This window comes from Mesorhizobium sp. B2-8-3, from assembly GCF_006440815.1.
In the GTDB taxonomy this organism is placed as follows: domain Bacteria; phylum Pseudomonadota; class Alphaproteobacteria; order Rhizobiales; family Rhizobiaceae; genus Mesorhizobium.
The window spans coordinates 210,055-236,160 of the sequence record NZ_VFTW01000004.1 but is presented as its reverse complement, the minus strand read 5'-3'; the positions used below and the strand labels follow the sequence as shown (position 1 = coordinate 236,160).

23 protein-coding genes are annotated in these 26,106 nt (G+C 64.1%); 14 read left to right on the top strand and 9 right to left on the bottom strand.

The window, feature by feature from the left end; all coding sequences use genetic code 11:
- The first annotated feature begins 84 nt into the window (after window positions 1-84).
- From FJ418_RS08875 to FJ418_RS08835, 9 genes are all read left to right on the top strand, one after another.
- On the top strand, window positions 85-1,665 hold the full coding sequence (locus FJ418_RS08875; RefSeq protein WP_140864909.1) for a sugar ABC transporter ATP-binding protein: 1,581 nt from the start codon (window positions 85-87) through the stop codon (window positions 1,663-1,665).
- Window positions 1,662-2,957, top strand: coding sequence for an ABC transporter permease (locus tag FJ418_RS08870; RefSeq protein ID WP_140641985.1), 1,296 nt, complete (start codon window positions 1,662-1,664; stop codon window positions 2,955-2,957). Before FJ418_RS08875 ends, FJ418_RS08870 begins: the two co-directional genes overlap by 4 nt.
- An 18-nt stretch (window positions 2,958-2,975) precedes the next feature.
- Window positions 2,976-3,944, top strand: a complete 969-nt coding sequence (locus FJ418_RS08865; RefSeq protein ID WP_140654562.1) for a substrate-binding domain-containing protein — start codon at window positions 2,976-2,978, stop codon at window positions 3,942-3,944.
- Window positions 3,945-4,406: 462 nt separating this feature from the next.
- Window positions 4,407-6,323 carry a molecular chaperone DnaK gene (gene dnaK / locus FJ418_RS08860; RefSeq protein ID WP_140641989.1) on the top strand — a complete coding sequence of 639 codons (1,917 nt, stop codon included), beginning with the start codon at window positions 4,407-4,409 and terminating at the stop codon, window positions 6,321-6,323.
- A 222-nt stretch (window positions 6,324-6,545) separates the two neighbouring features.
- Window positions 6,546-7,676, top strand: a complete 1,131-nt coding sequence (dnaJ, locus tag FJ418_RS08855) for a molecular chaperone DnaJ (protein WP_140641991.1) — start codon at window positions 6,546-6,548, stop codon at window positions 7,674-7,676.
- Between the two features lie 165 nt (window positions 7,677-7,841).
- Window positions 7,842-8,444, top strand: coding sequence for a phospholipid N-methyltransferase PmtA (gene pmtA, locus FJ418_RS08850; RefSeq protein WP_140864907.1), 603 nt, complete (start codon window positions 7,842-7,844; stop codon window positions 8,442-8,444).
- Between the two features lie 73 nt (window positions 8,445-8,517).
- Complete coding sequence (locus FJ418_RS08845; RefSeq protein ID WP_140864905.1) at window positions 8,518-9,114, top strand: NADPH-dependent FMN reductase; 597 nt, start codon at window positions 8,518-8,520, stop codon at window positions 9,112-9,114.
- 23 nt (window positions 9,115-9,137) lie between these two features.
- Window positions 9,138-9,821 (top strand): orotidine-5'-phosphate decarboxylase, encoded by a 684-nt coding sequence (gene pyrF, locus FJ418_RS08840; protein ID WP_140709428.1) that lies wholly within the window; start codon window positions 9,138-9,140, stop codon window positions 9,819-9,821.
- 40 nt (window positions 9,822-9,861) lie between these two features.
- Window positions 9,862-10,149, top strand: a complete 288-nt coding sequence (locus FJ418_RS08835; RefSeq protein WP_040986451.1) for a DUF1330 domain-containing protein — start codon at window positions 9,862-9,864, stop codon at window positions 10,147-10,149.
- Window positions 10,150-10,166: 17 nt separating this feature from the next.
- Here FJ418_RS08835 and FJ418_RS08830 read toward each other — a convergent pair whose 3' ends face one another.
- The 8 genes from FJ418_RS08830 to FJ418_RS08795 all read right to left on the bottom strand — a co-directional run bounded on the left by FJ418_RS08830 (window position 10,167) and on the right by FJ418_RS08795 (window position 19,450).
- Window positions 10,167-11,435: a low temperature requirement protein A gene (locus FJ418_RS08830; RefSeq protein WP_210243145.1), complete on the bottom strand. Its 1,269-nt coding sequence runs from the start codon at window positions 11,433-11,435 to the stop codon at window positions 10,167-10,169.
- Window positions 11,436-11,518: 83 nt separating this feature from the next.
- Window positions 11,519-12,577, bottom strand: a complete 1,059-nt coding sequence (locus FJ418_RS08825) for a D-alanine:D-lactate ligase-like protein (RefSeq protein WP_140864903.1) — start codon at window positions 12,575-12,577, stop codon at window positions 11,519-11,521.
- 112 nt (window positions 12,578-12,689) lie between these two features.
- Entirely contained in the window at window positions 12,690-13,562 is an 873-nt protein-coding gene (locus FJ418_RS08820; protein ID WP_140864901.1) for an SMP-30/gluconolactonase/LRE family protein, read from the bottom strand.
- Window positions 13,562-14,200: a 2-dehydro-3-deoxy-6-phosphogalactonate aldolase gene (locus tag FJ418_RS08815; protein WP_140642001.1), complete on the bottom strand. Its 639-nt coding sequence runs from the start codon at window positions 14,198-14,200 to the stop codon at window positions 13,562-13,564. The genes FJ418_RS08820 and FJ418_RS08815 overlap by 1 nt, the downstream gene beginning before the upstream one ends.
- The gene (locus FJ418_RS08810) at window positions 14,200-15,132 is read right to left on the bottom strand and encodes a 2-dehydro-3-deoxygalactonokinase (protein WP_246682980.1); all 933 of its coding nucleotides are present in this window, start codon (window positions 15,130-15,132) and stop codon (window positions 14,200-14,202) included. Before FJ418_RS08810 ends, FJ418_RS08815 begins: the two co-directional genes overlap by 1 nt.
- Window positions 15,129-15,896, bottom strand: a complete 768-nt coding sequence (locus FJ418_RS08805; RefSeq protein WP_140864898.1) for an SDR family oxidoreductase — start codon at window positions 15,894-15,896, stop codon at window positions 15,129-15,131. The genes FJ418_RS08810 and FJ418_RS08805 overlap by 4 nt, the downstream gene beginning before the upstream one ends.
- A 152-nt stretch (window positions 15,897-16,048) precedes the next feature.
- On the bottom strand, window positions 16,049-17,398 hold the full coding sequence (locus FJ418_RS08800; protein ID WP_140654624.1) for an EAL domain-containing protein: 1,350 nt from the start codon (window positions 17,396-17,398) through the stop codon (window positions 16,049-16,051).
- 255 nt (window positions 17,399-17,653) lie between these two features.
- Window positions 17,654-19,450, bottom strand: coding sequence for a GtrA family protein (locus tag FJ418_RS08795; RefSeq protein ID WP_140864896.1), 1,797 nt, complete (start codon window positions 19,448-19,450; stop codon window positions 17,654-17,656).
- 126 nt (window positions 19,451-19,576) lie between these two features.
- Between FJ418_RS08795 and FJ418_RS08790 the strand changes: the two genes are divergently transcribed.
- The 3 genes from FJ418_RS08790 to gshB all read left to right on the top strand — a co-directional run bounded on the left by FJ418_RS08790 (window position 19,577) and on the right by gshB (window position 22,122).
- Window positions 19,577-20,581, top strand: a complete 1,005-nt coding sequence (locus FJ418_RS08790) for a glycosyltransferase (RefSeq protein WP_140859646.1) — start codon at window positions 19,577-19,579, stop codon at window positions 20,579-20,581.
- Window positions 20,581-20,955 carry a GtrA family protein gene (locus tag FJ418_RS08785; protein WP_140864894.1) on the top strand — a complete coding sequence of 125 codons (375 nt, stop codon included), beginning with the start codon at window positions 20,581-20,583 and terminating at the stop codon, window positions 20,953-20,955. The genes FJ418_RS08790 and FJ418_RS08785 overlap by 1 nt, the downstream gene beginning before the upstream one ends.
- A 225-nt stretch (window positions 20,956-21,180) precedes the next feature.
- Window positions 21,181-22,122, top strand: a complete 942-nt coding sequence (gene gshB, locus FJ418_RS08780; protein ID WP_140864892.1) for a glutathione synthase — start codon at window positions 21,181-21,183, stop codon at window positions 22,120-22,122.
- Window positions 22,123-22,170: 48 nt separating this feature from the next.
- Here gshB and FJ418_RS08775 read toward each other — a convergent pair whose 3' ends face one another.
- Complete coding sequence (locus tag FJ418_RS08775; protein ID WP_140783111.1) at window positions 22,171-23,061, bottom strand: LysR substrate-binding domain-containing protein; 891 nt, start codon at window positions 23,059-23,061, stop codon at window positions 22,171-22,173.
- Window positions 23,062-23,247: 186 nt separating this feature from the next.
- Here FJ418_RS08775 and FJ418_RS08770 point away from each other — a divergent pair, with 186 nt between their 5' ends.
- Complete coding sequence (locus FJ418_RS08770; protein WP_181166876.1) at window positions 23,248-24,135, top strand: MEDS domain-containing protein; 888 nt, start codon at window positions 23,248-23,250, stop codon at window positions 24,133-24,135.
- A gap of 218 nt (window positions 24,136-24,353) precedes the next feature.
- Window positions 24,354-26,096 carry a GGDEF domain-containing phosphodiesterase gene (locus FJ418_RS08765; protein ID WP_181166875.1) on the top strand — a complete coding sequence of 581 codons (1,743 nt, stop codon included), beginning with the start codon at window positions 24,354-24,356 and terminating at the stop codon, window positions 26,094-26,096.
- Window positions 26,097-26,106: the final 10 nt, after the last annotated feature.

Here is a 26,106-nt window from a genome sequence, read left to right as displayed (position 1 = left end):
AGGAGATAGGCGCTTGACACGTTCGAAACGTTTAGATTAGCGTTCGGGCAGTCGAAGACGACGGAGGGAGGCCGTCCTTTTACCATGCAGCGCGCTGATTCCATCACGACTGGCAACGCGACCGCCGACGGTCCCGCCGTCGTCCTGAGCGCGACCGGCATTTCCAAGCGATTTGGCGGCATCGCCGCGCTGTCCGATGTGAAGCTGGACCTTAGGCCCGGCGAGGTGCATGCGCTGATGGGCGAGAACGGCGCCGGCAAGTCGACGCTGATGAAGATCCTCTCCGGCGTCTATACCGATTACGAAGGCGCCGTGGCGATCGACGGTCAGGCGGTGCGTTTCACCGGCGTCCGCGACGCCGAGGATGCCGGCATCGCCATCATCCACCAGGAACTCAACCTCGTTCCCGAGCTCAGCGTCGCCGACAACATCTTCCTCGGCCGCGAAAAGCTGATCGCCGGGCTGGTCGTCGACCGCAAGGCGAGCAGCCGCGCGGCCAGCGCGCTGCTGCAGCGGCTGGGCATCGAGCTCGATCCGGAAGCGCGGATCGGCACGCTCAGGGTCGGCGAGCAGCAACTGGTGGAGATCGCCAAGGCGCTGTCGAAATCGGCGCGCATCCTGATCATGGACGAGCCGACCTCGGCGCTGTCGCCGGCCGAGTGCGAGAGACTGTTCCGCATCATCGGCCAGCTTGCGGCAAGCGGCGTCGCGATCGTCTACATCTCGCACCGCATCGACGAGGTGATGCATCTGGCAAGCCGGGTGACGGTGCTGCGCGACGGGCGCCATGTGCTGACTGAGGACATGGCGGGACTGGGCGAAGACGCCATCATCTCGGCCATGGTCGGGCGCGACCTCCTCGCTTCCTCCGGCCACGAAGGCGGCCCCGGCGACAAGGTGGTGCTCTCGGTCAGGGACCTGTCGCTGTCGAAGCCCGACCGGCATGGCTGGCGCACGGTGATCGACGGCGTCGGCTTCGACCTCGCCGCCGGCGAGATCCTCGGCATCGGCGGGCTGCTGGGTTCCGGCCGCACCGAGATCCTGGAAGCGATCTTCGGCTCCAGCGGCGGCCGCACCGGCGGCGAGATCCAGCTCGACGGCGCGCCGGTCGAGATCGGCTCGCCGCGCGAGGCCCGACGGCTCGGCATCGCCCTGGTGACCGAGGACCGCAAGACGCAAGGCCTGCATCTCCAAGCCTCGATCACCGACAATGTCGCCCTGCCTCTGGTCGGCGCGCTGGCGCGCTTTGGCCTGCGCTCGCGCTCAGGCGAGCAAGGCCTTGCGCGAGAGGCGGTCAGCGCGCTCGGCATACGCTGCGAAAGCATCGAGCAGGCCGCCGGCACGCTGTCGGGCGGCAACCAGCAGAAGGTGGTGATCGGCAAATGGCTGGCGACGCGACCGCGCGTGCTTCTGCTCGACGAGCCGACGCGCGGCATCGATGTCGGCGCCAAGCGCGAAATCTACGACCTCATCTTCAAGCTCGCCGGCGACGGTTTGGCGATTGCCGTGATCAGCTCCGAACTGCCGGAGCTTCTGCATCTCGCCGATCGCATCCTGGTCATGGCGGAGGGCCGCCAGCGCGGCATCCTGTCCCGCGCCGAAGCCAGCGAGGAAGCGATCATGCGGCTCGCCGCGCCGAGACGCACAGCGAGATCCGCCGCATGAACCTCATCAGCCTTCTCTCCCGCACCAAGCTTTACTGGGGGCTGATCGCCATCTTCCTGATCGGCGTGTTCGGCTCGCCAATCAGCTCCAAGGGCAACAACATCTTCTTGTCCTACGGCAACCTGCTCGACGTGCTGCGCCAGGTGTCGACCACCGGCCTCATCGCCACCGGCATGACGGCGGTGATCCTGACCGGCGGCATCGATCTTTCCGTCGGCTCGCTGATGGCGATCTGCTCGGTCGTCTGCGCCATGCTGCTGACGGTGCCGGGCGTCACGCCGTCGGCGGCGCTCGGCGTGCCGACAACGGCGCTGGTCGCCTTGTGCCTCGGCGCGCTCGTCACCCGCTTCATCCTGCTCAACATCGAGAAATCCCGCGCCGGCGCCGAAGCCGGCCGCGAGGTGCGGCTGGACAAGGCGCGCGGGCTGGTCATCCCGGGCGTGGTCGGCGTCATCCTATGCTGCCTTTCGCTGTGGTACCTGCTGCCGCAGGTCGAGACCAAGTTCGGTGTGCTCGGCGTGCTTCTGGTGGCGCCTTGCGTCGGCCTTCTGTTCGGCACCATCAACGGCTTCATCATCGTCGCCGGGCGGCTGCAGCCCTTCATCGTCACGCTGGCGATGATGGTGACGGCGCTCGGCATCGCAAGGCTGACCGCCGGCCAGAACAATGCGGTGCTGCCGGTCTATACCGGTTCCAATGCCACCGCCGAATTCGAGATCCTGCGCTCGCTGGTGTTCGGCGTCGTGCCTATGCCGGGCCTGTTCTTCCTCGGCGCGATCGTGATCTACGGCGCGGTGCTGCGCTTCACGCCCTTTGGCCGCTATGTCTACGCCATCGGCGGCAATGAGGAAGCGGCGCGGCTTTCGGGCATCGCCGCGGGGCGCGTCAAGATCGCCACCTATGCCGTGTCCGGCCTGCTCGCCGGCATCGCGGCGGTGCTCTACGTGGCGCAATACCGGCAAGGCAAGCCCGATGCCGGCGCGGGGCTCGAGCTCGACGCCATCGCCGCCGTGGTCATCGGCGGCACCAGCCTGATGGGCGGGCGCGGCAGCCTGATCGGCACCTTCTGCGGCGTGCTGATCTTCGGGCTGCTGTCCAACATCCTGCAACTGCACAACATCAATTCCAACCTTCAGCTGGTGCTGAAGGGGGCGATCATCATCGGCACCGTGCTCGTGCAGGAGCGCAACGCCGGCGACCTTCTCAGCTATCTGCGCCTGCCCAACGGACGGGCGGCGCAAAAGGAAACGGCCGCGGCCAAGCGACCGTCACAGGAGACCTCGTCTCTATAATCCGGAGGAAACAGGACCATGAAACGACGTGATATGCTGAAGCTCGCCACTTTCGCGGCGGCACTTCTGACGACCACCGCAATCTTGTCCGGCAACCATGCCTTTGCCCAGGACAAGAAGTGGAAGATCGGCTTCTCGCAGGTGACGACCATCGAGCCCTGGCGCGCCCAGTTCAACAAGGACATCATCGCGGAGGCCGCCAAGCATCCGGACGTCGAGCTGATCATCACCGACGGCGAGGACAAGACCGAAAAGCAGGTCGCCGATGTCGAGAACCTGATCCGCCAGGAAGTCGACGCGCTGCTGGTGTCGCCGAAGGAATCGGCCGGGCTCACCGGCGTGGTGCAGCAGGCGATCGACGCCAAGATCCCGGTCTTCGTGCTCGACCGCAATGTCGACACCAAGGACTACACGCAGTTCGTCGGCGGCGACAACGCGCTGATCGGCCGCGCCGCGGGCGAATACGCCGTCGAGCTCCTCGGCGGCAAGGGTAAGGCCGCCGGCAATGTCGTCGAGATCTGGGGCGGCATGGGAACGCAGCCGGCGCATGACCGCCATGACGGCTTCCATGAGTTCACCGACAAGGAGCCGGGCATCAAGTACCTGCTCGACCAGCAGTCGGGCGACTGGAAGCAGGACCAGGCCTACAACATCATGGCCAACGCGCTGAAGACCAACGAGAAGATCGACCTCGTCTACGGTCACAACGATCCGATGGCCTATGGCGCCTATCTCGCGGCCAAGGACGTCGGGCGCGAAAAGGACATCAAGTTCATCGGCATCGACGGCCTGCCCAACGAAGGCGTGCAGATGGTGAACAAGGGCGAACTGACGGCGACCTTCACCTATGTCACGCCGGGCGCCGAGGGCCTGCGCCAGGCGATCAAGTTCCTGAACGGCGAGAAGGTCGAGAAGACCATCACGCTGCCGACGGAAAAGGTCACCAAGGACAACGCCGCCAAGATTCTCAAGGACAACGGGCTCTAAGCCCGGGATACCCTGCCGGACCACGCGCCCGGCAGGGCTTTTGCCCGGGCGCCGGGCGCTCTTCAATTTCGTCGCCAGGTGCCGAAACCATGGCGGCGACGCGGATTTCCGGCTCTTTCGCGACCGAAAGTCACGCCCGCCAGGGCAAGCCTTGCCATGCCCGGAAGGCCTATCCGCGCGCCGTCAACCGCGCCTGTTTCAAAAAAGCGATCCGGAACAATGCGATAGCGCAATCTCGCGCCGGTCCTGCCGCAAGGCGCGGCGGCTCGCCTTCCGGCCCGCGTCGAGACGACGGACACCTTGCGCAGAATGCTTGCGCCTTGTGTCGCCTGTTCTTATATACGCGCCAGCCGTCCGGCCTCGAAAAGCGGGGACCGCGATGGGATTTCTTGTGAACAGGGGCTTTCGTCGGAACGCCTTTTGAAGGGTCCTGAGAGCCTGCTTAGAGGAGAGACTAGAACAATGGCAAAAGTTATCGGTATCGATCTCGGCACCACCAATTCCTGTATCGCCATCATGGATGGCAAAGACCCCAAGGTGATCGAGAACGCTGAAGGCGCGCGCACGACGCCTTCCATCGTCGCCATCTCGAATGACGGCGAACGTCTCGTCGGCCAGCCGGCCAAGCGCCAGGCGGTCACCAATCCGGAAAACACCATCTTCGCGGTCAAGCGCCTGATCGGCCGCCGCTATGACGACCCGGTGACGGAGAAGGACAAGAAGCTTGTCCCCTACAAGATCGTCAAGGGCGACAATGGCGACGCGTGGGTCGAGGCCGGCGGCAAGAAGCAGTCGCCCAGCCAGATCTCGGCCATGATCCTGCAGAAGATGAAGGAGACGGCGGAAGCCTATCTCGGCGAGAAGGTCGAGAAGGCGGTCATCACCGTTCCGGCCTATTTCAACGACGCCCAGCGCCAGGCGACCAAGGACGCCGGCAGGATCGCCGGCCTCGAGGTGCTGCGCATCATCAACGAGCCGACGGCCGCGGCGCTCGCCTATGGCCTGGAGAAGAAGGACGGCAAGACCATCGCGGTCTATGACCTTGGCGGCGGCACCTTCGATATTTCCGTGCTGGAAATCGGCGATGGCGTGTTCGAGGTGAAGTCGACCAACGGCGACACCTTCCTCGGCGGCGAGGACTTCGACATGCGGCTCGTCGAGTATCTGGCAGCCGAGTTCAAGAAGGAACAGGGCATCGACCTGAAGAACGACAAGCTTGCCCTGCAGCGCCTCAAGGAAGCCGCGGAAAAGGCCAAGATCGAGCTGTCGTCGACGACGCAGACCGAAATCAACCTGCCCTTCATCACCGCCGACGCCAGCGGCCCGAAGCACCTGACGATGAAGCTCACCCGGGCGAAGTTCGAAAGCCTGGTCGAGGACCTCGTGCAGCGCACGATCGAGCCCTGCAAGGCGGCGCTCAAGGATGCCGGCCTGAAGGCCGGCGAGATCGACGAAGTGGTGCTGGTCGGCGGCATGACCCGCATGCCCAAGATCCAGGAGATCGTGAAGCAGTTCTTCGGCAAGGAGCCGCACAAGGGCGTCAACCCGGATGAGGTCGTCGCTCTCGGCGCCGCCATTCAGGCCGGCGTGCTGCAGGGCGACGTCAAGGACGTGCTCTTGCTCGACGTGACGCCGCTGTCGCTGGGCATCGAGACGCTGGGTGGCGTGTTCACCAGGCTGATCGAGCGCAACACGACGATCCCGACCAAGAAGAGCCAGACCTTCTCGACCGCCGAGGATTCGCAGTCGGCGGTGACGATCCGGGTCTTCCAGGGCGAGCGCGAAATGGCGGCCGACAACAAGATGCTCGGTCAGTTCGACCTGGTCGGCATCCCGCCGGCCCCGCGCGGCGTGCCGCAGATCGAGGTCACTTTCGACATCGATGCCAACGGCATCGTCAACGTCTCGGCCAAGGACAAGGGCACCGGCAAGGAGCACCAGATCCGCATCCAGGCTTCGGGCGGGCTGTCCGACGCCGACATCGAGAAGATGGTGAAGGACGCCGAGGCCAATGCCGACGCGGACAAGAAGCGCCGTGCCCTCGTCGAGGCGCGCAACCAGGCCGAAGCGCTGGTGCATTCTTCCGAGAAGTCGCTCAAGGACTATGGCGACAAGGTCTCGGAGGCTGACCGCACCGCGATCGCCGACGCCATCGCCGCGCTGAAGGCCGCGGCCGAAGGCGACGACCCGGCCGATATCGAGGCCAAGTCGCAGTCGCTTGCCGAAGCTTCGATGAAGCTCGGCCAGGCCATGTACGAGGCCTCGCAGAAGGAAGCGGCCGAAGCCGACGCCAAGGCGGATGCCGCCAAGGATTCGGACGTGGTCGACGCCGACTTCGAGGAAATCGACGAAGACGACGACAAGAAGAAGTCGGCTTGAGCCGGCTGACGGCGAATAAGTGCAAAAGCCCGGCGCAAGGCCGGGCTTTTTTGCAACCTTCGTTGAAAAAGTGCGGACCTGCCTGAAAATGTGACGGAAAAACCCGGAGTGGCGCCGGCTTGGTACTAGCATCCGGGAAACATCGCTCCTAAATCCAAGAACGTGCCGGCAAACGTCGCCAACAATGCTTGAAGACATTGAGCATCCGGACAGCGGGAAAAAATGAAAGCTGATTTCTACGAAACGCTGGGCGTGCAAAAAGGCGCCGACGACAAGGAACTCAAGAGCGCTTTCCGTAAGCTCGCCATGCAGTTCCATCCCGACCGCAACCCGGGTGACGGTGCCTGCGAGCACAAGTTCAAGGAAATCAACGAAGCCTACGAGACGCTGAAGGACCCGCAGAAGCGCGCCGCCTATGACCGTTTCGGCCACGCCGCCTTCGAGCAGGGCGGCATGAACGGCGCAGCACATGGTTTCGGCGCCGGCGGCTTCGCCGACATCTTCGAGGATATTTTCGGTGACATGATGGGCGGCCGCCAGCGCCGTTCCTCCGGCGGCCGCGAACGCGGCGCCGACCTGCGCTACAACATGGAAATCACGCTGGAAGAAGCCTTTGCCGGCAAGACGGCGCAGATCCGCGTGCCGGCTTCGATCTCGTGCTCGGAATGCTCCGGCAGCGGCGCCAAGCCCGGCACGCAGCCGGTGACCTGCTCGATGTGCCACGGCCACGGCAAGGTGCGCGCCACGCAGGGCTTCTTCTCGATCGAACGCACCTGTCCGCAATGCCAGGGCCGCGGCCAGACGATCAAGGACCCCTGCCCGAAATGCGCCGGACAGGGCCGCGTCACCGAGGAGCGCTCGCTGTCGGTCAACATCCCGGCCGGCATCGAGGACGGCACCCGCATCCGGCTGGCCAATGAGGGCGAGGCCGGCCTGCGCGGCGGACCGTCCGGCGACCTCTACATCTTCCTGGCGGTCAAGCCGCACGAATTCTTCCAGCGCGACGGCGCCGATCTCTACTGCAAAGTGCCGATCTCGATGACGACGGCCGCGCTTGGCGGCTCCTTCGAGGTCACCACGCTCGACGGCACGCAGACCAAGGTCAAGGTGACGGAAGGCACGCAGAACGGGCGCCAGTTCCGCTTGAAGGGCAAGGGCATGCCGGTGCTGCGCCAGCCCAATGTCGGCGACCTCTATATCCAGACGGCGGTCGAGACGCCGCAGAACCTGACGCGCCGCCAGCGCGAATTGCTGGAAGAGTTCGAGCAACTCTCCTCAAAGGACAATTCGCCCCAGTCGAGCGGCTTTTTCGCCCGCATGAAGGACTTCTTCGAGTCGTTCGGCGAAGGCTGAGGTCTTGTCGACGCAAGTCGTTGTCCCAAAACCGCTTCGCGCTTTTGAGCGACTTGCGTCCGGCTTCCCAAGCGTCGTCAACACCTTATGCCAGGTTGACGCCTTGCCTTGTCCCACCCAACTGCTAAGTAGCGGATCGGGGGGTGAGCATTGAGGAGAGCTCGCATGGCACGTAGTCCCGGGTTGCGCAAAGCGCTGGCGGAAAAATTCGACGACGAGCTGAAGTTCTTCAAAGGCTGGATCGACAAGCCGAAAACCGTCGGCTCGATCGTTCCCACCAGTTCCATCACCGCCCGCAAGATGGCGTCGATCGTCAATCCGAGATCGGGCTTGCCGGTGCTCGAGGTCGGGCCCGGCACCGGGGTCATCACCCGCGCCATCCTGGCCCAGGGCGTGAAGCCCGAAAACCTCTACGCGGTCGAATATTCGACCGACTTCGTGCGCCATCTGCGCGGGCTCTATCCCGGCGTCAACGTGATCGAGGGCGACGCCTTCAATCTCAATGCCACGCTCGGCGACAAGCGCGACATGATGTTCGATTCGGTCGTTTCCGGCGTGCCGCTGCTCAACTTCCCGGTCGCCCAGCGCATCGCCTATATCGAAAGCCTGCTCGACCGCATTCCCGCCGGCAGGCCGATCGTGCAGCTGACCTACGGCCCGCTGTCGCCGATCCCGCCCGGCCGCGGCAACTACACGGTCAAGCATTTCGATTTCATCATCCGCAACATCCCGCCGACGCAGCTTTGGATCTACCGAAGGGAGGGATAAGGCGGTAGGGAATAGTCAGGGAACCACTCTCCTAATGCCTATTCCCTGCTGCCTACTGCCTTTTTGCGAAGCAATGCCCGTGATCCCAAGAATCCTCGTCTTCGCCGGCTCGGTCCGGACCGGCGCCTTCAGCGGCCGGACCGCCGATGCGGCGCAGAAGGAACTCGCCATGCAAGGCGCTGAGGTGACGCGGATCTCGCTCGGCGATTATCCGCTGCCGATCATGGACGAGGATCTGGAAAAGGAAAAAGGCCTCCCCGAGAATGCCATCAAGCTCGGCCGCCAGATCGCGGCGCATGACGGCTTGCTGATCGCGACGCCCGAATATAACGGCTCGATCCCGCCCCTGCTCAAGAACAGCATCGACTGGGTGAGCCGGATACGGCGCGACGGCAGCCGCGCGTACAGACCGCTTGCCGGCAAGCCGGTCGGACTCTGCTCGTCGTCGGAGGGCAAATTCGCCGGCATACGCTGCATCAATCATCTGCGCGCGGTGCTGGTGCGTTGCCAGATGGAGGTGATCACGCCGGAATGCTCGGTCTCTGAGGCCGACACGGCGTTCGCCGAGGACGGACAGTTCAAGGACGCCAGACTACACCAATCGATGGAGCGCCTATGCCGTACACTGATCGAAACCTCGCGCATGCTGTCCACCCGGATCGAGGCGTGATCAATTTCGCGGAGGCCGATGCAATGCGGGAGCGGCTGATCGTCGGGCTCGACCTGCCGACGCTGAAGGAGGCCGAGAAGGCGGTGCGCGAGCTCGAAGGCGCCGTTTCCTTCTACAAGATCGGCTACCAGCTCGCCTTCGCCGGCGGATTGGACTTCGCGCGGGAACTGGCCAGCGGCGGCACCAAGGTGTTCCTCGACATGAAACTGCTCGACATCGACAACACGGTGGCCAAAGGGGTCGAGAACATCGTCAGGATGGGCATGACGATGCTCACCATCCATTCCTATCCGAAGGCCATGCGGGCCGCCGTGGAGGCGGCCAGGGGAAGCGAGCTTTGCCTGCTGGCGGTCAGCGTGCTCACCTCGATGGACGAGCAGGACATGATCGACGCCGGCTATGAATACGACCCGCACACGCTGGTGCTCAGACGCTCCGAACAGGCGCTGCACACCGGCATGGGCGGCATCGTCTGCTCGGCCGAGGAGGCCGAGGCGGTGCGCCGGATCGTCGGACCCGACATGGCGGTGGTGACGCCGGGCATCCGGCCGGCCGGCAGCGACCATGGCGACCAGAAACGCGTGGTGACGCCGGCGCAGGCGATCCGCAACGGCGCCAGCCACCTGGTCGTCGGCCGGCCGATCGTCGCGGCGCCGGACCGGCGCGCGGCGGCCGAAGCGATACTCGCCGAAATGCAATCCGCCTGAGGTCCGGTCCTCGTCGCGAAAGAAAGACAGGAGAAAAAGAATGCCGAAGGGATATTGGATCGCCCGTGTCGATGTGCGCGACGCCGAGGGCTACAAGGACTATGTCGCCGCCGCGAAGCTCGCCTTCGACCGCTTCGGCGCGAAGTTCCTGGCGCGCGGCGGCGAGCATGAAAAGGCCGAAGGGCCAGGCCGCGCCCGCAACGTCATCATCGAATTCGAATCGCTTGCGGCGGCGCATGACTGCTACCACTCGCCGGAATACCAGCGCGCCGTCGCGATCCGCCAGAAAGTGGCCGACGGCGAGATCGTTCTGGTCGAAGGCATCTGACCAGCCTCGAAAACCCGTCAGTGCAGCGTGTGCCGCTCGTCGATGGCGAGCGATTCCGCTTCATGCCGGTGGCCATGGATCTCGTAGCCGACGACGGTGACCGCCGGCGCCAGCGTCAGGATGATCAGGCACACCGCCATGTCGACGCCGGCAATGGCGGCGGCGACGGCAAGTGCCACGACCGCCGCCGTGGCCAGCAGCAGCCAGATGTGGAACGGGTCGAAGCGCCGCACGAGATAATAGTAGAGCGCATAGATCATGCCGAGGAAGATGGCGAGCGGGATCGCGGTTGAGAGCAGCGTCGCCAGCGGACCGATATGGGCCTTGTGCTCGAGGAAATAGGCCGCGACATGCAGGCCGGCGCCGGTGGCGACGATCGCGGCCACGATCAGCATCTGGCCGTAGCCCCAGACGAATGAGCGGTCGCGGTGCTTATGCAGGACCGGTGCCGACGGCAGCATGTAGTAGCACCACCACATGCCGAAGGTGAGACCGGTGCCGGCGACGCCGACCAGCGCGGCATCGAGGTTCCAGCCCTGCTCCTCGACGACGGCCGACAACGAAGCCAACGTGCCGACAACCCCTTCGCCGAGCGCGATGATGGCGAACAGGCTGTAGCGTTCGGCCATGTGATGCGCGTGCCAGGGCGTGCCGCCATTCCTGCGCTCGGCGAGCACGGGCCCGGCAAGCTCGACCAGCAGCAGGATGATTGCAAGCACGGCGCTGGTCTCGATCGAGAAATCGACCAGGATCTGCACCACCCAGCCGACCTGGGCGATGGCTATGGCCGTGACATAGGTGAGGCAGATGCCGCGCCGCGCCGGATCCTGCCTAGCCGCGCGCAGCCACTGGAAGATCATGGCGACGCGCATGATGACGTAGCCCAGCACCATGACGGAATTGTCGAGATGCTCACCATGCTCGATCGAGGCGAACATGCGCGGCAGGCCGATGGCCAGCACCAGCACACCGATCATCTGCACCATGGTGATGAGGCGGAAGACCCAGTCGTCGGTGTCATAGGCCGAGGAGAACCAGGAGAAATTGATCCAGGCCCAACAGATGGCGAAGCTGGCGAAGCCGAAGCCGAGCAGCCCGGCCGCGTAGTGGCCCTCGGCCAGGGCATGCGCCAACTGCGAGGCGGCGAGGCCGAAAGCGGTGACGAACGTCAGGTCGAAGAGCAGCTCGAGCGGCGTGGCGACGCGATGCTCCTCATGCGGGTCGCGGCCGCTCATGCGCTTCAAATGATGGTGGAGACTTTGAACGCTGACCGGCGTTGTGTTCATTGCGCGGCTTTCGTTGACACAGCCGCGACAGTAGAGGCGATGAATCAAGCGTCAACGCGCGGCTATCGCGCCGAGAGCCTGTCTCAACCAAAGAGCCTGTTGGCCGCTGTCTCCGCCATCGCATCGGCGAGGCTCAGGCCCCACTGCCTGCGGCAATAGTCGCGGAAGTCGAAACAGGGCAGGCCGGGGCACACTTCGAACTCGATGAGATGCACCGTGTCGTCGGCCTCGACCCTGAAATCGACGGAAAAAACATCCCGAAGGCCAAGACCGCTTATCAGTTTTTGCGCAATGGCGCGGATTTTCCGGTCGGCCGCCGGCTGGCTCGAGCCGACCGGCTCGAGCTCCGGCTCGGCATAGGTGCCCGCATCCTTCGCGGCCTGGCCGGTTTCGCCATAGAGCGCCATGCTATCGGCCATGGTCTGAAAGTCGCCGCCGGAGTCGACGAAGAAGATGCCCAAAGCCTCGACGCCGGTTTCGGGTTTCAACCCGAGGAAGCTCGCGCGCACGTTGCGGCCGGCGACATAGGGCTGGACGACGACGTCGTCGCGATAATGGGAAAAGACACGCCGGCTAAGCTCCAACGCATGGCCGAGATCGCTGACGCGGGAATCCGGCCAGATGCCGATCTTGGCGCCGAGCCGGTTGGGTTTCACGAACCAACCGGCAGGCGACGGCGGCGGCTCGACAAGCCATTCGCCGTGTCGGGCAAGGCCTGCTTGCGGCGCCGGAAGACCGAGAACGCCAAGCACGGCGCCGCAGCGGAACTTGTCCTGGCAAAGCGCGAACAGCGAATCGTCGGCACCGATGGTGCGCAGGCCGTTGAGGCGGGCGAGCGCAGGGGCCGCGCCGCCACGGAAATAGGCGATGCCGTCGGTCAGCGTCCAGACCAGCGTGACGTTTGGGTCAGCCCCGGCGAGCGCGTTTGCGGCGGCATCCAGTTCCACCGGTACGAAGGCGAGGCCGCGTTTGTCGCAGGCGACGGCCAGCGCATCGAAATCGGGCGCGAGATCGGTCGACTGCGCCAGGTAGGACGATATCTCGGCGGCGCGATCCGGCGCATGGCCGTCCGCGACCAAGCGGTCGAAACAAGCCTTCTCGGGCTCATGGACGAGGATCAGCTTGGGATTGCTACGCGGCATGGGTGGACTGCTCTGGAGGGACGTCGGCCGCCACCATCGCATGGCGTCCATGATTGGCTTGCGGGAAACCGACCGGGCCGGACGGTTGCGCGACAGCTGCGCGCCGTTCTGCTCAGGCGATCAGCACGCGAGGCTCGAAGCGGCCTTTGACCGGAATGTCGAGCAGGAAGGTCATGCCGGCCTGCGGATCGAGCGCGCGCTGCTTCTCGTCCTTGCCTTTCCAGGCCGAGGTCACCGCCAACCGGTCGGCTTTCTGGCCGACAAAGGCGGGGCAGGACGCCTGCGTCACCGGCATGGCGATCTCGCGCAGCAGCGTGCCGTCGGGGGCATAGGCCTTCACCGCCCTGCCGCCCCAGATGGCGTTCCACAGCACGCCGTCGCGGTCGACGACCGAACCGTCGACATAGCCTTTCGAGGAGCGATGATCGACGAACACTTTCACTTCACCGGCGGGCAGGCCGGTCGCCGGATCGCAGGCGACGCGCATCAGAAGCCCGGTCGCGGTGTCGGTGTAGTAGGCGATTTTGCCGTCCTCTGAGAAGCAGATGGAATTCGAGACTGTGATGCCCGAAAACAGCCGGCGCAGCTCGCCCTTGAAGAACCAGTAGATCGAGCCGGCGCCCTTCTCCTCGTCCTTGCCCATCGTGCCGGTCCAGAAGGCGCCGCAGGGATGAACGCGGGAATCGTTGGAGCGCGTCAGCGGGTTGTCGGCCTCGATCGGCGTGTGCAGCGTCAGCCTGCCGGTCTTGACGTCCCGGACCTGCAGGCCGACCTCGGTGGCGATGAGCTGGCGGTCGTCGTCGATGACGGCGATGGCGCTGGCCATGACGCCGAGATCATGCACCTTCAGCGCGCCGGCAAGCGGCTTTTCCAGAAGCTCGCCGTTGACGATGTCGAACCAGAACAGCGTGTCGGTGGCGGGATCGTAGCTCGGGCCTTCGCCGAGCTCGCAGATATGGTCGGAAAAAACCGAAACGCCGTCCATCACGCCACTCCGAAAGCTTCATCCCAGGCGGCGACCGCGGCGCGGGCGCGCTGCGCCACATCCTCGACCGTCGCGCCCGGCTTGTAGAGGCTCGAGCCCAGGCCGAAGACGCTGACGCCGACCGCCTTGTAGCCGGCAAAATCCTTGTCGGAAACGCCGCCGACGGCGCCGACCAGCGTCGTTGCCGGCAGCACGGCGCGGATCGCCGCAATGCCGCTCGATCCAAGCACGCTGGCGGGGAAGAATTTCAGCGCCGAGGCGCCGAGCCGGATCGCCTGGAAAGCCTCGGTGGGCGTGAACACGCCTGGCATCGTCACCATGCCATGATGCATGGCGCGGCCCATGACCTCGGCATCGATGTTGGGGCTGACCAGCAGGCGTCCGCCTGCCTTGTGCAAAGCATCGACGTCCGTCGCCGTCAGCACCGTGCCGGCGCCGATCAGCGCGGTCTGCGGAAGCGCCTTGACCAGATCGGCGATGGAGACGAACGGCTCCGGCGAATTGAGCGGCACTTCGATCGCCTCGATGCCGGCGTCGTGGACCGCTCGGCCGATCGCCACCGCTTCGGCCGGCTTGAGGCCGCGCAGGATGGCGACAAGGCCGCGTTTCAGCTTCGGGAAGGGTGCGGTCTGGCTCATCAAGCGCCTCCAATCATGCCGTTCTCGCGCGCGGCCTCGACGAGACCAGCGCGCACCGCTTCATCGGCGTCGACAGAGCGAAAAGCAAGGCCGGCAAGGCCGAGCGCCGCGCCATAAAGCGTGGCCAGCGCGCCCGAGGCGACCAGCGCCACTGGTGCGTCGCTCGCGCCATAGCGGTGCCTTGCCGAGGCGATCTCGCCGCCGATCAGAAGTCCGGACAGGCATGCCGCCGCGTCGGCGGGCTGCAGATCCTGCAAGAGGCCGGCTGCGCGGATGGCAAACAGTTTCGAGGTGACATCACCACCCTCGCCCAGGGCCCGCTCGCACCACTGACGAAAGAATGGGCTGTCCGCGGCGACCGGAGCGGGATGCTCGCCCAGCGAATGTTTCAAGATCGAGTGCGTGGCGAGCACCGAAAACAATTCCCCGGTCGGCCAGGTGCCAAAACCTTCGACGGCGCCAGCGTCGACCGCGACCCATTTGGAATGCGTGCCGGGCATGCAGACGAGATGGTGTCCCTTTGCCGGCAAACCGGCGCCGGCAAGCTGGGTTTCCTCGCCGCGCATGACATCCGGCGCTTCGGCCAGGCGCTGCGCGAGGCCTGGCACGATGCGGATGTCGCGGCTCGAGTCCTCGATGCGGGCGGCGCCGCGCAGGATGGCGCCGATCGGCGCCGGTACGGTGACGTAGGGCGCCTCGATCCAGCCTTGCCGGGAACCGGCCATGCCACAGATGATGACGGGCAGCGTGTCCGGCGCGCCCATGGCGCCAAGATGGCCTTCCAGCACGTTGGCAAACCCTTTTTCGCGGGCGGTGATCAGACCGTCGTCGCCGCGCCGTTCGCCAAGAACCTTGCCCGAACCGTCGAGCAGCCAGGCCCTGAGCCTGGTCGTGCCCCAGTCGAGCGCGGCGACCGCGGGTGCCGGGCTCACAGGAAGCCTCCGTCGACGATCAACATCTGCGCGGTCAGCATGCGCGAAGCATCCGACGCCAGGAACAGCACCGTGCCCACCATGTCGTCGGGCTGCATCACTTGCCTGATGCATTGCTTGGCGACATGGGCGGCAAGCCCCTCATCGGTGACCCAAAGCTCGCGCTGCCGGTCGGTGATGACCCAGCCGGGCGCGACCGCGTTGACGCGGATGCGGTCGGCGCCGAGCTTGCCGGCAAGGCCCTTGGTCAGGCCGAGTATGCCTGCCTTGGCCGCGGTGTAGGCCGGCATGTCGGGGTGGTTGATCAGATAGGAGGTGGAGGTGAAGTTGATGATCGAGCCGCCGCCGGCGCGCTTCATGCCGGGCGCCACCGCCTGCGCGGTGAAGAAATGCGGCCGCAGATTGACGGCGAGGTTGTTGTCCCAGAACTCGACGGTGACGTCCTCGACCGCATGGCGGTCATCGAGCGCGGCGTTGTTGACGAGCGTCGTCACATCGCCATGCGCTTCAGCCGCCCTGGCCGCGGCGGCGCGCAGCGCCTCGATGTCGCGCAGGTCTGCCTTGAGATAGAGCGGGCGGCGGCCGATCTCCTTCTCCAGCCGGTCGGCAAGGGCAGTGCTTGGCTTGTCGGCGATATCGATGAAGGCGACTTTCGCGTTCTGCCGCATGAAGCCTTCCGTCAACGCGGCACCGATGCCGGAGCCGCCGCCGGTGATCAGCACCGAGGCGCCGTCGAGGTCGGCGAAACGCGCCGATGGCATCATGGTCTCTTCTCCCTTTGGCCGGCGCGCATCCTAGCCAGACAAAGCGCGGGGGCAAGGGGAGACCGTCCGATTTCCGGCCAAATGTCAGACAAATGATCGGCGCTGTGCCGGAGCGGCAGCCACCGGTCTTGCGAACGGCCGGAAAGCCGGGGTCAGATCGCCTTGGCGTGCAGCGCGCCGCGATAGGAATCGCGCAGATAGCCGAGCGTGGCGTCGGCGTCGGCCGGCTTGCCGAACAGATAGCCCTGCCCGCCGGCGCAGCCGAACTGGACGAGGCGGTCGGCCTGCGCCTCGTCCTCGATGCCTTCGGCGACGACATCCATGCCGAGCCCCTCGCACATGGCAAGAATGGCGCGGATGATGTGCTCGGACGGGCGGTCGTCGAGGATGGAGGAGACGAAGGCGCGATCGATCTTGAGCTTGTCGAAATGGAACTCGCGCAGGCGGCCGAGCGACGACTGGCCGGTGCCGAAATCGTCGAGCGAGACACGGATGCCGACACGGCGCAGATCCTCGACGATCTTCTCGGCCGAGGCCGGATCGTTCATCAGGCCGGTCTCGGTGATCTCGATCTCCAGCCGGCGCGGATCGAAGCCGGTGCGGTCGAGAATGGCCAGGATATGCAGGCCGGTGTTCTGGTCGACGAGCTGCGACGGCGACAGGTTGAAGGACAGGAACAATTCCTTCGGCCAGCTGCGCGCCGCCTCGGTCGCCTTGCGCAGCACCAGCTGCGACAGCGGGCCGATGATGCCGCGTTCCTCGGCGATCGGGATGAAGACGGATGGCGGCACGACGCCGAGGTCGCGGTCGGTCCAGCGCGCCAGCGTCTCGAAGCCGATGGTGCGGCGGCTGTTCAAGTCGACGATCGGCTGGAAATGCGGTTCGACCTCGCCGGCCGAGACGGCGCGGCGCAGCGCCTGCTCGATGCGGGTGACGCGCTTGGCCGCCTCTTCCATCTCGCGGGTGTAGACGACGACGCGGCCGCGGCCCGAGCGCTTGGCGTGATAGAGGGCGGTCTCGGCCTTGTTGATGAGGATCTCGGTGGTCTCGTCGCCGGAATAGAAAAGCGAGCAGCCGACCGAGGCCGAAAGCCTGGCGGTGCGTTCGCCGACATCATAGGGCGCCGACAGAATCTCGATCAGCATGCGCGACTTCTCGGCCGCCTGCTCCTCCGAGAACACCATCGGGTAGAGGTAGGCGAACTCGTCGGCGCCGATGCGGCAGACGGTGGAGTAGCCATCCATCGAGGCGCGCAGCCGCATCGCCACCTGGATCAGGATGTCGTCGCCGGCCTTGTGGCCGAACAGGTCGTTGATCGGCTTGAAGCCGTCGAGGTCGAGGATGCCGACGGTGAACGGCGCGGGATCGTCGGCGCGGTCGCTGATCAGGCGATCGACCTTGTCGAAGAAGCGACGATGGTTGCCGAGCCCGGTCAACGAATCCGTGAAGGCCAGATCCGTATTTTCCTTGCCTGGCTGACTGGTGCCAAACGTCGTTTGCATCATGCCTCTGTTCTGATGTCGGTATTTTCGGCCACACTGGCAGCAAAGCGTTTAGGAAAAGTATCGGAAAATCGATTTTCCGTTATGCAAAAGTTGCTTGCCTCGCTGGCGGTTGTTCAGCTTCGGGCAAAAAACGGTAATCTAGCCCAATAGTCGTTCATGCGTAATCTCTAATAGAAATATCGAACGATCTTTTCCGGGATGCTCCCGTTTGAGGCGAACGGATGAGCGCTTCGCACCTTTCGGGACATTGCTTTAGCCGGCTTGCTTTACGCGGTAGAGCTCGATCGGGCTGCCTTTCCCGCTGACCGGCTCGAGCCAGTCCGGCACGGAGCCGCGCAGCAGGCCGGCAAGGAAGCCCTGCGGGGCTTTCCGGGTCAGGATCAGGGTCTCGACATTGCCGGGGCAGACGGCGACGAGGCCGACGCGATGCGCCTCGACGATTGCTCGCGCGTTGTCGGCCGAGCCGAGAAAGGCGTCCAGCGCCAGGAGATTGCCGGCGACATTGCGGTGATAGGGACCGGCGAAGACGCGATGGTCGCTATAGACGAGGACCGGCGCTCCAAGATTGGAAATCGTGAGCACGGTGGTATCGGCCATGGCGCCAAGCGGCGCGAAGGTGGCCTTCTTCTCGCAGGTCTGATCCGTCGTGGTGCCGTCAGCGACGGCCTTGCCTTTTTCGAACGCGACCGAGGCGGCCGCGGCGACGCCTGTCCATACCGGATTGATCGAGACCAGCCAGACAGCCGCAAGGCGCAGCGCCACGCCAAGCGAGGAACTGGTTTCGGCCCGCGCCCGCCATTTGGCGATCCACGCCGACAGCGGGACGACCGCGAAGGCGATCGAGAAGGTGGTGCCGCGCACCTGCCAGGCGCCGACCACGAAAGCGACGGCGAGCAGTGCCGCGACGAGGCTGTCCTGCCGCCGCCAGCCGCCGCGGCGCAGACGCAGCGCCATCAGGACGATCGCGACCAGCGGCGTGGCATAACGTGCCGCGACACGCGCCGGATCGCGGACAAGCAGCGTGAACAGCGACTGGGCCTCGTCGATATGGTCGAGCCACAATTCCTTGAGGCGCGGGTCGAGCGAGGCGTAGGGCGCCGAGAGGCATTGCGGAAACAGCACCGCCACGACCACGCCGAGCACGACGCCCAGCGCGGCAAGCGACGCCAACCTGCGCCGCCAGCTGCCTGCGGCGGGTTCGGCGGAGGCGATTGCCGCCAGGCCGATGCCGGCAATGGCCGCGACGGCGAACTGCGCGACCGAGAAGGCATCGCACTGCGCCGCGCCCCAATCAGACGGACGGATGGTGACCAGGAAGACAAGCGCCGCGACGCCGGCGAAGCCGAGGCCGAAATCCCGGGCGATCGCCCGCTCGCCGTCCGGATCGGCGACGAACAACAACGACACGCAAAGGCCGATGGTGGCGACGTAGGGCACGGTTTCCATGCCGACGGCGAGCGTCAGCGCGGCGCAGAGGCCGGACAACAGCGCGGCCCAGCGCCGGGAAGGCGCCTCGAGCAGCAAAGCGAGGCTCGCCATGGTGAGCATCAGCTGGACGTTGTGATGATCGAGCGCGCCGGGATCGTAGATGCCGATGAAATAGTAGCCGGCCGCGCCAATCAGGATGGCGGGCAGCACCGCGCCGTCGCCGCCGAAGCTGCGCGCGGCGCGGGCGGTGAAGAACAAGGTCGACCAGAGCAGCAGCGCCGGCCACAGCACCTGCGCCACGTCCTCGCCAAGCGGCCTGCTGCCGGTGAGCGCCGAGGCGGCGAGCGCGATGGCGGCGATCGGCGCATCGACCAGCCTCGACCAGTGCATGACGAAGCCGCCTTCCAGCCCCATCCGGTACTGGTGCAGGTCGAACCAGCCCTGACCGGCCAGCAGGTCGCGGACCTCGACGAGGCGCAGCAGATTGTCGTTGTCGCCGCCGGCATCGGTCAGTTGGCCAAAGCCGGCCCACGCATCGACGGCGAAGGCGAGCAGGGCGGCAAGCAGCGCCAGCACCAGATCGGACTTCCAGGTGGCGGCGCCGGTTTCGGCTGTGCCCATTGCGGTGGCCTTTGCAGGGAGAGGATCGGTTTTAAACCTAGCCTTAACGGCTTCAATAAATAGTAAAACGGCTCGAGGGGCCGGCACAGGGACGGCTGGAGGCTGGTCGAGCGTCCGGAGACAGACATGCCGCATGCAGTCCGCCACGAGCCGGTTATTGCCGTGCTCCTGCCTTGCTACAACGAGGAGCTGACGATCGGCGAGGTCGTGCGGCGCTTCCGCGAGACGCTGCCTTCGGCCGCGATCTATGTCTATGACAACAATTCCAAGGACCTCACGGCGCTGAAAGCTCGCGCCGCCGGCGCCACCGTCGTGCGCGAACCGCGCCAGGGCAAGGGCAATGTGGTGCGGCGCATGTTCGCCGACATCGACGCGGACATCTATGTGATGGCCGACGGCGACGGCACCTACGCGCCGGAAGATGCGCCGCAGCTAATCAATGTGCTGCAGACGGAGCGCTCCGACATGGTGGTGGGCACCAGGCGCGGCGTCACCGACGATGCCGGCCGCAACGGCCACGCCTTCGGCAACCGCGTCTTCAACCGCCTTTACAAGGGCCTGTTCGGGACCGACTTCACCGACATCTTCTCCGGCTACCGGGTGTTTTCGCGCCGTTTCGTCAAGAGTTTCCCCGCCGTGTCCGGCGGCTTCGAGATCGAGACCGAGATGTCGGTGCATGCCTCGCAGCTCAAGCTGCCGGTGAGCGAGATGGCGCTCGATTACGGCCGCCGCCCGGAGGGCTCGTCGTCGAAACTGTCGACTTTCCGCGACGGCGCCAGGATCCTGTGGATGTTCGCCATGCTGGTGAAGGAGACGCAGCCGCTGCGCTTCTTCGGCACGTTCGCGCTGTTCTTCCTGGCGGCGAGCATCGGCCTGATGATACCCGTGCTGGTCGAATTCGCCGAGACAGGACTGGTGCCGCGCATGCCGACCTGGGTGCTGTCGATCGGCATGCTGCTTCTGGCCATGCTTTCGATGATGACCGGGCTGATCCTCGATTCGGTGTCGCGCGGCCGGGCCGAGCAGAAGCGCATCTTCTACCTGTCGATTTCCTCCGGCCGGGCCGAGCGCGGGATATCCGGGCAGGCCTCATCTAAAAGCGAGCCGGGCAAGGCCTCGCGGGCGGCATAGTGGGCCGCCTCGTCCGCTTCATCCTTACCGGCGGCATCGGTTTCGTCGCCGACGCGGCGGCGCTCTGGCTGCTGCTTGCCACCACGCCGCTCGGCCCGATAGCGGCGCGCGTGCTGTCGATCGGCTTCGCGCTCTGCGTCACCTGGCAGATCAACCGCCATTTGACCTTCTCGCCGTCGAGCCGAGGCTTGGCGCAGGAAGGCGCGCGCTATGGCGGCGTCGGCATCGCCACCGGCATCGTCAACTATCTGGTTTATTGCGCCATCCTGTTCGCCCTGCCGACGCTGCCGCCGCTCGCGGCTCTGGCCTTTGCCTCGATCGTCGCGATGGCGCTGTCGTTTATGGGCTATTCCAGGCTGGTCTTCGACCGCTGAGACCGTTTGGAAATTCTACTCTGGCGGCCATCTGATGGCGGTTTCTGCGCTTCCGGTGCTCACGGACCCAAACGTCCGCTCCGCTCCGGTTCTCGAAACCACCACCATATGACTCGCCAGAGCGAAGTTCGAAACGGGTCTCTGAGCGTCTGCACCAAGCGAGCACGATTGGCAGGCGCCGCCGATTTCCCTATATCGGGCGTCTGAGTTCCCCGGAGACCGCAAATGCCGCTGAAGATCGCCGTCCAGATGGACCATGTCTCGACCGTGTCGATCGCCGGCGACACCAGCTTCGCGCTGTCGCTGGAGGCGCAGCGGCGCGGCCACAAGCTTTTCCACTACACGCCGGACCGGCTGTCGATGCTGGGCGGCAAGGTGTTCGCGCGCATCGAGGAGATGCAGGTGCGCGACGAGAAGGGCAACCACTACGCGCTCGGCGAGAAGGTGCGCACCGACCTCTCCGAGATGGACGTGGTGCTGCTGAGGCAGGACCCGCCCTTCGACATGAACTACATCACCACCACGCATATACTGGAGCGCATCCATCCGAAGACGCTGGTGATCAACGACCCGGCCTGGGTGCGCAACAGCCCGGAAAAGATCTTCGTCACCGAATTCCCGGACCTGATGCCGGAGACGCTGATCACCAAGGACCCTCAGGAGGTGGCCGCCTTCCGCAAGGAGTACGGCGACATCATCGTCAAGCCGCTCTACGGCAATGGCGGCGCCGGCATCTTCCATCTGCTTGAAGCCGACCGCAATCTCGCCTCGCTGCTCGAGATGTTCGGCCAGCTGTTCCGCGAGCCCTATATCGTGCAGCGCTATCTCAAGGACGTGCGCAAGGGCGACAAGCGCATCATCCTGATCGACGGCGAGCCGGTGGGCGCCATCAACCGCGTGCCGGCCGATCACGATTCCCGCTCCAACATGCATGTCGGCGGCCGCGCCGAAAAAACCGAGCTGACGGAACGCGAGCGCGAGATCTGCGCCCGCATCGGACCGGCGCTCAGGGAACGCGGCTTCATCCTGGTCGGTATCGACGTGATCGGCGACTACATGACCGAGATCAACGTGACCTCGCCGACCGGCGTGCGCGAGGTGCAGCGTTTCGGCGGCGCCGATATAGCTGCCCTGTTCTGGGATTGCGTGGAGGAGAAGCGGGGGTAGCTTCGGCCTGCGCTATGGGTCAGTTCGGGCAGTGGCATTCGACTGACCCTATGGCATATCCAATAGATTCAAAAAGGCTCGCGCAGCATGATCTGGCGGTCCCTCATCGTCGCCTTCTACTGTCTGGTAGGCCACCACGAGTTCCCAGCAAATCTCCGGCCCGGCGAGTTGAGCAATTCCGAGCGAGGGGAGACGAGCTTCCGCGATCGCTTCGGGTAAAAGAGCCACGCCCATGCCTCGCCTCACCAACTCGAAGAGAGTTTCGAGATCGCTGACCTCGAAGGCAATGTGTCGGCCAATGCCGGCGCCGAGAAATCCTTGGTCAACCAGCCATCGCGTCCCCCAGGTCGGTTCGAAATCGACAAAGGGCTCATCTTTCAGAGCGGCAAAAGAGACGCCTTGCGCCCCCGCGAGGGGATGCCCTGGAGCACATGCCAGGACGAGAGGCTCGCAGGCAATCATATCGGTCTTGATATCGGCTGGTGACTCGCTGAGGGGGAAAAACGCCAGATCGAGACGACCGTTTCTCATTCTTTCGATGAGTTCCGAAGAGCTGCCTTGGCGGAGTTTGACCTCAACGCCGGGATGCAAGGCGTGGAATTTTTCGATGAGCGAGGGCAGATCAAGAAACGCCGGCAGACTTTGGACCGTACCGATGCTCAATGTTCCTCGTTCCAGATTGCGGACAGCTGCAACCGACTCGCGCGCATCCCGGATGGAATCCAGCGCACTCCTCGCCTTGTCGAGCAAGATTCGTCCAGCGTCAGTCAGCCTTACTTGACGCGTGCTCCGGATAAACAATTTGGCGTCGAGTTCTTCCTCGAGCAACCGGATCGAATTTGAAAGCGCCGACTGCACGATGTTCACGCGCTGCGCGGCACGGGTGAAGTGCTTTTCCTCCGCCACGGCGACGAAATGCTGCAGCTGTCGAATTTCCAAGGAAGCGTCCTTTAATTAAGCTATAAAATCGCTTAATGACATCAGTATAATCTATTTGAGTGATAGGCAAGGGATGCCCATCTTGGGTTTTCATGTCGCGGCGAGCGCCTCGTCGCTTTCCGGTCCATGTGCGACCCTATGTTGCGATTAAGGATATGCAACGCCTGCGCTGCAGGTGATTTTCCGATGACCTCCAGGCACTCCTCAGAATGGCATGACGGCGATGGGACCGGCCCACAGCGCAAGTCAGGGATAGGCGTTTTCGGCGAGATTTCTTGGGGCATGCATATGTGCGTTTTCTACGAAGCCGCACAAGATTTGCTAGATGCCAACGTCGCATACTTTCAGGCCGGGTTGGAGAACAACGAGTTTTGCCTATGGGCGATCTCCGAGCCGATCACAGAGGAAGAAGCCAGAAACGCGCTGCGAGGTTCCATTCCCGATATCGACGCGCGCCTATCTGCCGGCCAGATCGAAATGGTGTGTGCTGCCGAGTGGTACCTGCCCGGCGGTGAATTTGACCTGAAACGGATTATCCGGAGCTGGAACGAAAAGCTTGGGAACGCACTGACGAAAGGCTATGACGGAATACGGATCAGCGGGAACGCATTCTGGCTCGGCACCGACCATTGGGAGAAGTTTTGCCAATATGAGCACGACCTGGACCGGTCCGTCGCTGGCCAGAAAATGCTCGTCTTGTGCACTTATTCCATGGCGAAAAGCGGGATCGTGGACCTTCTCGAGGTGGCGCGCGCCCATCAGGGCACGATTATCAGGCAAAACAATGATTGGGAGTTTCTTGAGTCCCCTGAGCTCAGGCAACCAAAACACCAGGGCGGGAAGAAGCCCAACGGCGCGCCGGACATTCTGCCGAATTCATTTCCGGGACATGATGCGCTGACGTCAAGAGAGCGGACGGTGCTGGCCCAGATCGTCAAAGGGCACTCGAGCAAGGAGATCGCCCGCATCTTGAACATCGCCCCCCGAACCGTCGAGTTTCACCGCGAGAACCTAATCAAGAAGACCGGGGCGAGGAGCACCGTCGACCTGCTTCGCATCGTCCTGAGCGATTAGCGCGAACGAACACAGCAAGGTTCATTCCCGACGGACTTCGGAAGTTCCGCCAGTCTGCCAGCGGAGTACTCATTTTTCGCGCTCCCGCCTCACCACGTGGCGCACCAGGCTGGCGTCGCTACGCTGGACGTGAACATCTGCCCTGTTATTCCTCCCAGTAGAAAGTGTGACGGCGGCTGATACTTTCTGGCTGAACCCACATGTCTTGCAGGCGAGCCATGCCACCAAAATTCAAGGCCGGTTTCGGCGCGCTGGTTACCTCGACAGGGAATGAACGCTCGGACTGGCTTCGCGACCACTTACCGGAAACAATCACGAATAGGCTGCCTGATCTCTCACGAGATGGCGTGGCCATCAGTGATCTCCGCGACAAGGATTGCGCGCTGGTGTACGTCAACCGAGCCTTCCAGGAGATTACAGGCTACGTCAGCAGCGAGCTTGTCGGGAAAAACTGCCGCTTTCTGCAAGGTAGCGACCGGCTCCAGCCTGAAATACATGCGGTTAGCGAGGCAATTGCGAGGCGGACGAGCATATCCGTCACTTTGAGGAACTATCGCAAAGACGGCAGTCTGTTCTGGAATGATCTTCGGCTCGTGCCGGTCAGTGCGGATGGGCAGGAGGCAACGCACTACATCGGATTGATCCGCAATGTGACCGCAGTGAAGAACGCCGCTGAGCAGATCGAGCATAGTGCGCGCTCCGACCTTCTGACCGGTGCCCTCAATCGGTATGCCTTTATCGAGGAAATTGGAAATCTCCTGGTTGGCCGGCAGGAACAGATCCTGATCGCCAAGATCGACATGGCAGGGTTCCATGACATCAACGAAGGCTACGGCTACGACGTCGGCGATCAGGTCCTGAAGCAGATTGCGCAGCGGCTCGCCAGAGCGAGCATCGCCGTGGTCTCGCGGACCGGCTCAGACGAATTTGGCGTCGCGCATCCGCTGACGCCCGGCCAAAGTGCCGAGACCACCAATGCGACGATCCGATCGGTCCTTTCGCAAAGCTTCGTCGTTGCCGGCGCCACCATCAACATGCGGTTCGCCATGGGTTATGTCGTCGGACACCCGAAGGCCGATGCGATGACTCTGGCCCGCCAAGCCGGCGTTGCCTTGCGCAGATCAAAATCATCGGCTTTCCTGGAGGTTCGCGAATTCAAACCCGAGGATGAGCGGCAGGCCCGCAATCGGCTGCGCCTGACCCGCGAAATGCAGCAGGCATTGGCCAATGACGAATTCGGTTTTTATTATCAGCCGCAGGTCGAGCTGGACACGGGGACTCTGGTCGGCGCTGAGGCTTTGTTGCGATGGCATCACGGCCTGTTCGGAACTCAGCAGCCCGGTAGATTCATCGAGCACGCCGAAGACACGGGCCTCATACTTGACATCGGGTTCCGCGGTTTGCGTGCAGTCGTGGACTATGCGCAGCGGACAAACGACGGCCGGTCGACTGCGCTCAAGTTCTCGATGAACGTCTCGGCGATCGAATTCAAGCTTCGCGATATGCCGCAATTCGTTTCCGAGGTTCTGTCGGAACGCGAGGTCAATCCCGCCTGGATCACGCTTGAGCTTACCGAGGGCTTGATGGTCGAAAGCTCCGCTGAAATGCTGTCGATAATGAGAGACCTTCGTCAACTTGGGGTCGGGCTCTCGATCGATGACTTCGGGACGGGCTACGCGAACCTGCGCTACCTGGAAGAGCTTCCAATTACGGAGATCAAAATCGATCGCACCTTTGTCACAGGGCTTGGAGAGAGCCGCTCCAAGCAGATCATCGTCGAATCGATCATCAGGATCTCGAACGAACTCGGATTTCGTGTCGTAGCGGAGGGGATACAAACGGGCGATGACTGCGCACGTCTACGGGATATGAATTGCCGCTTCGGACAAGGGTTTTTCTTTGGCGAGGCCGTTGATGCCGCGACTTTCGCGTGCCTCCCGCCCCAGCTTGGACACCGTTAAGATCGTGCGT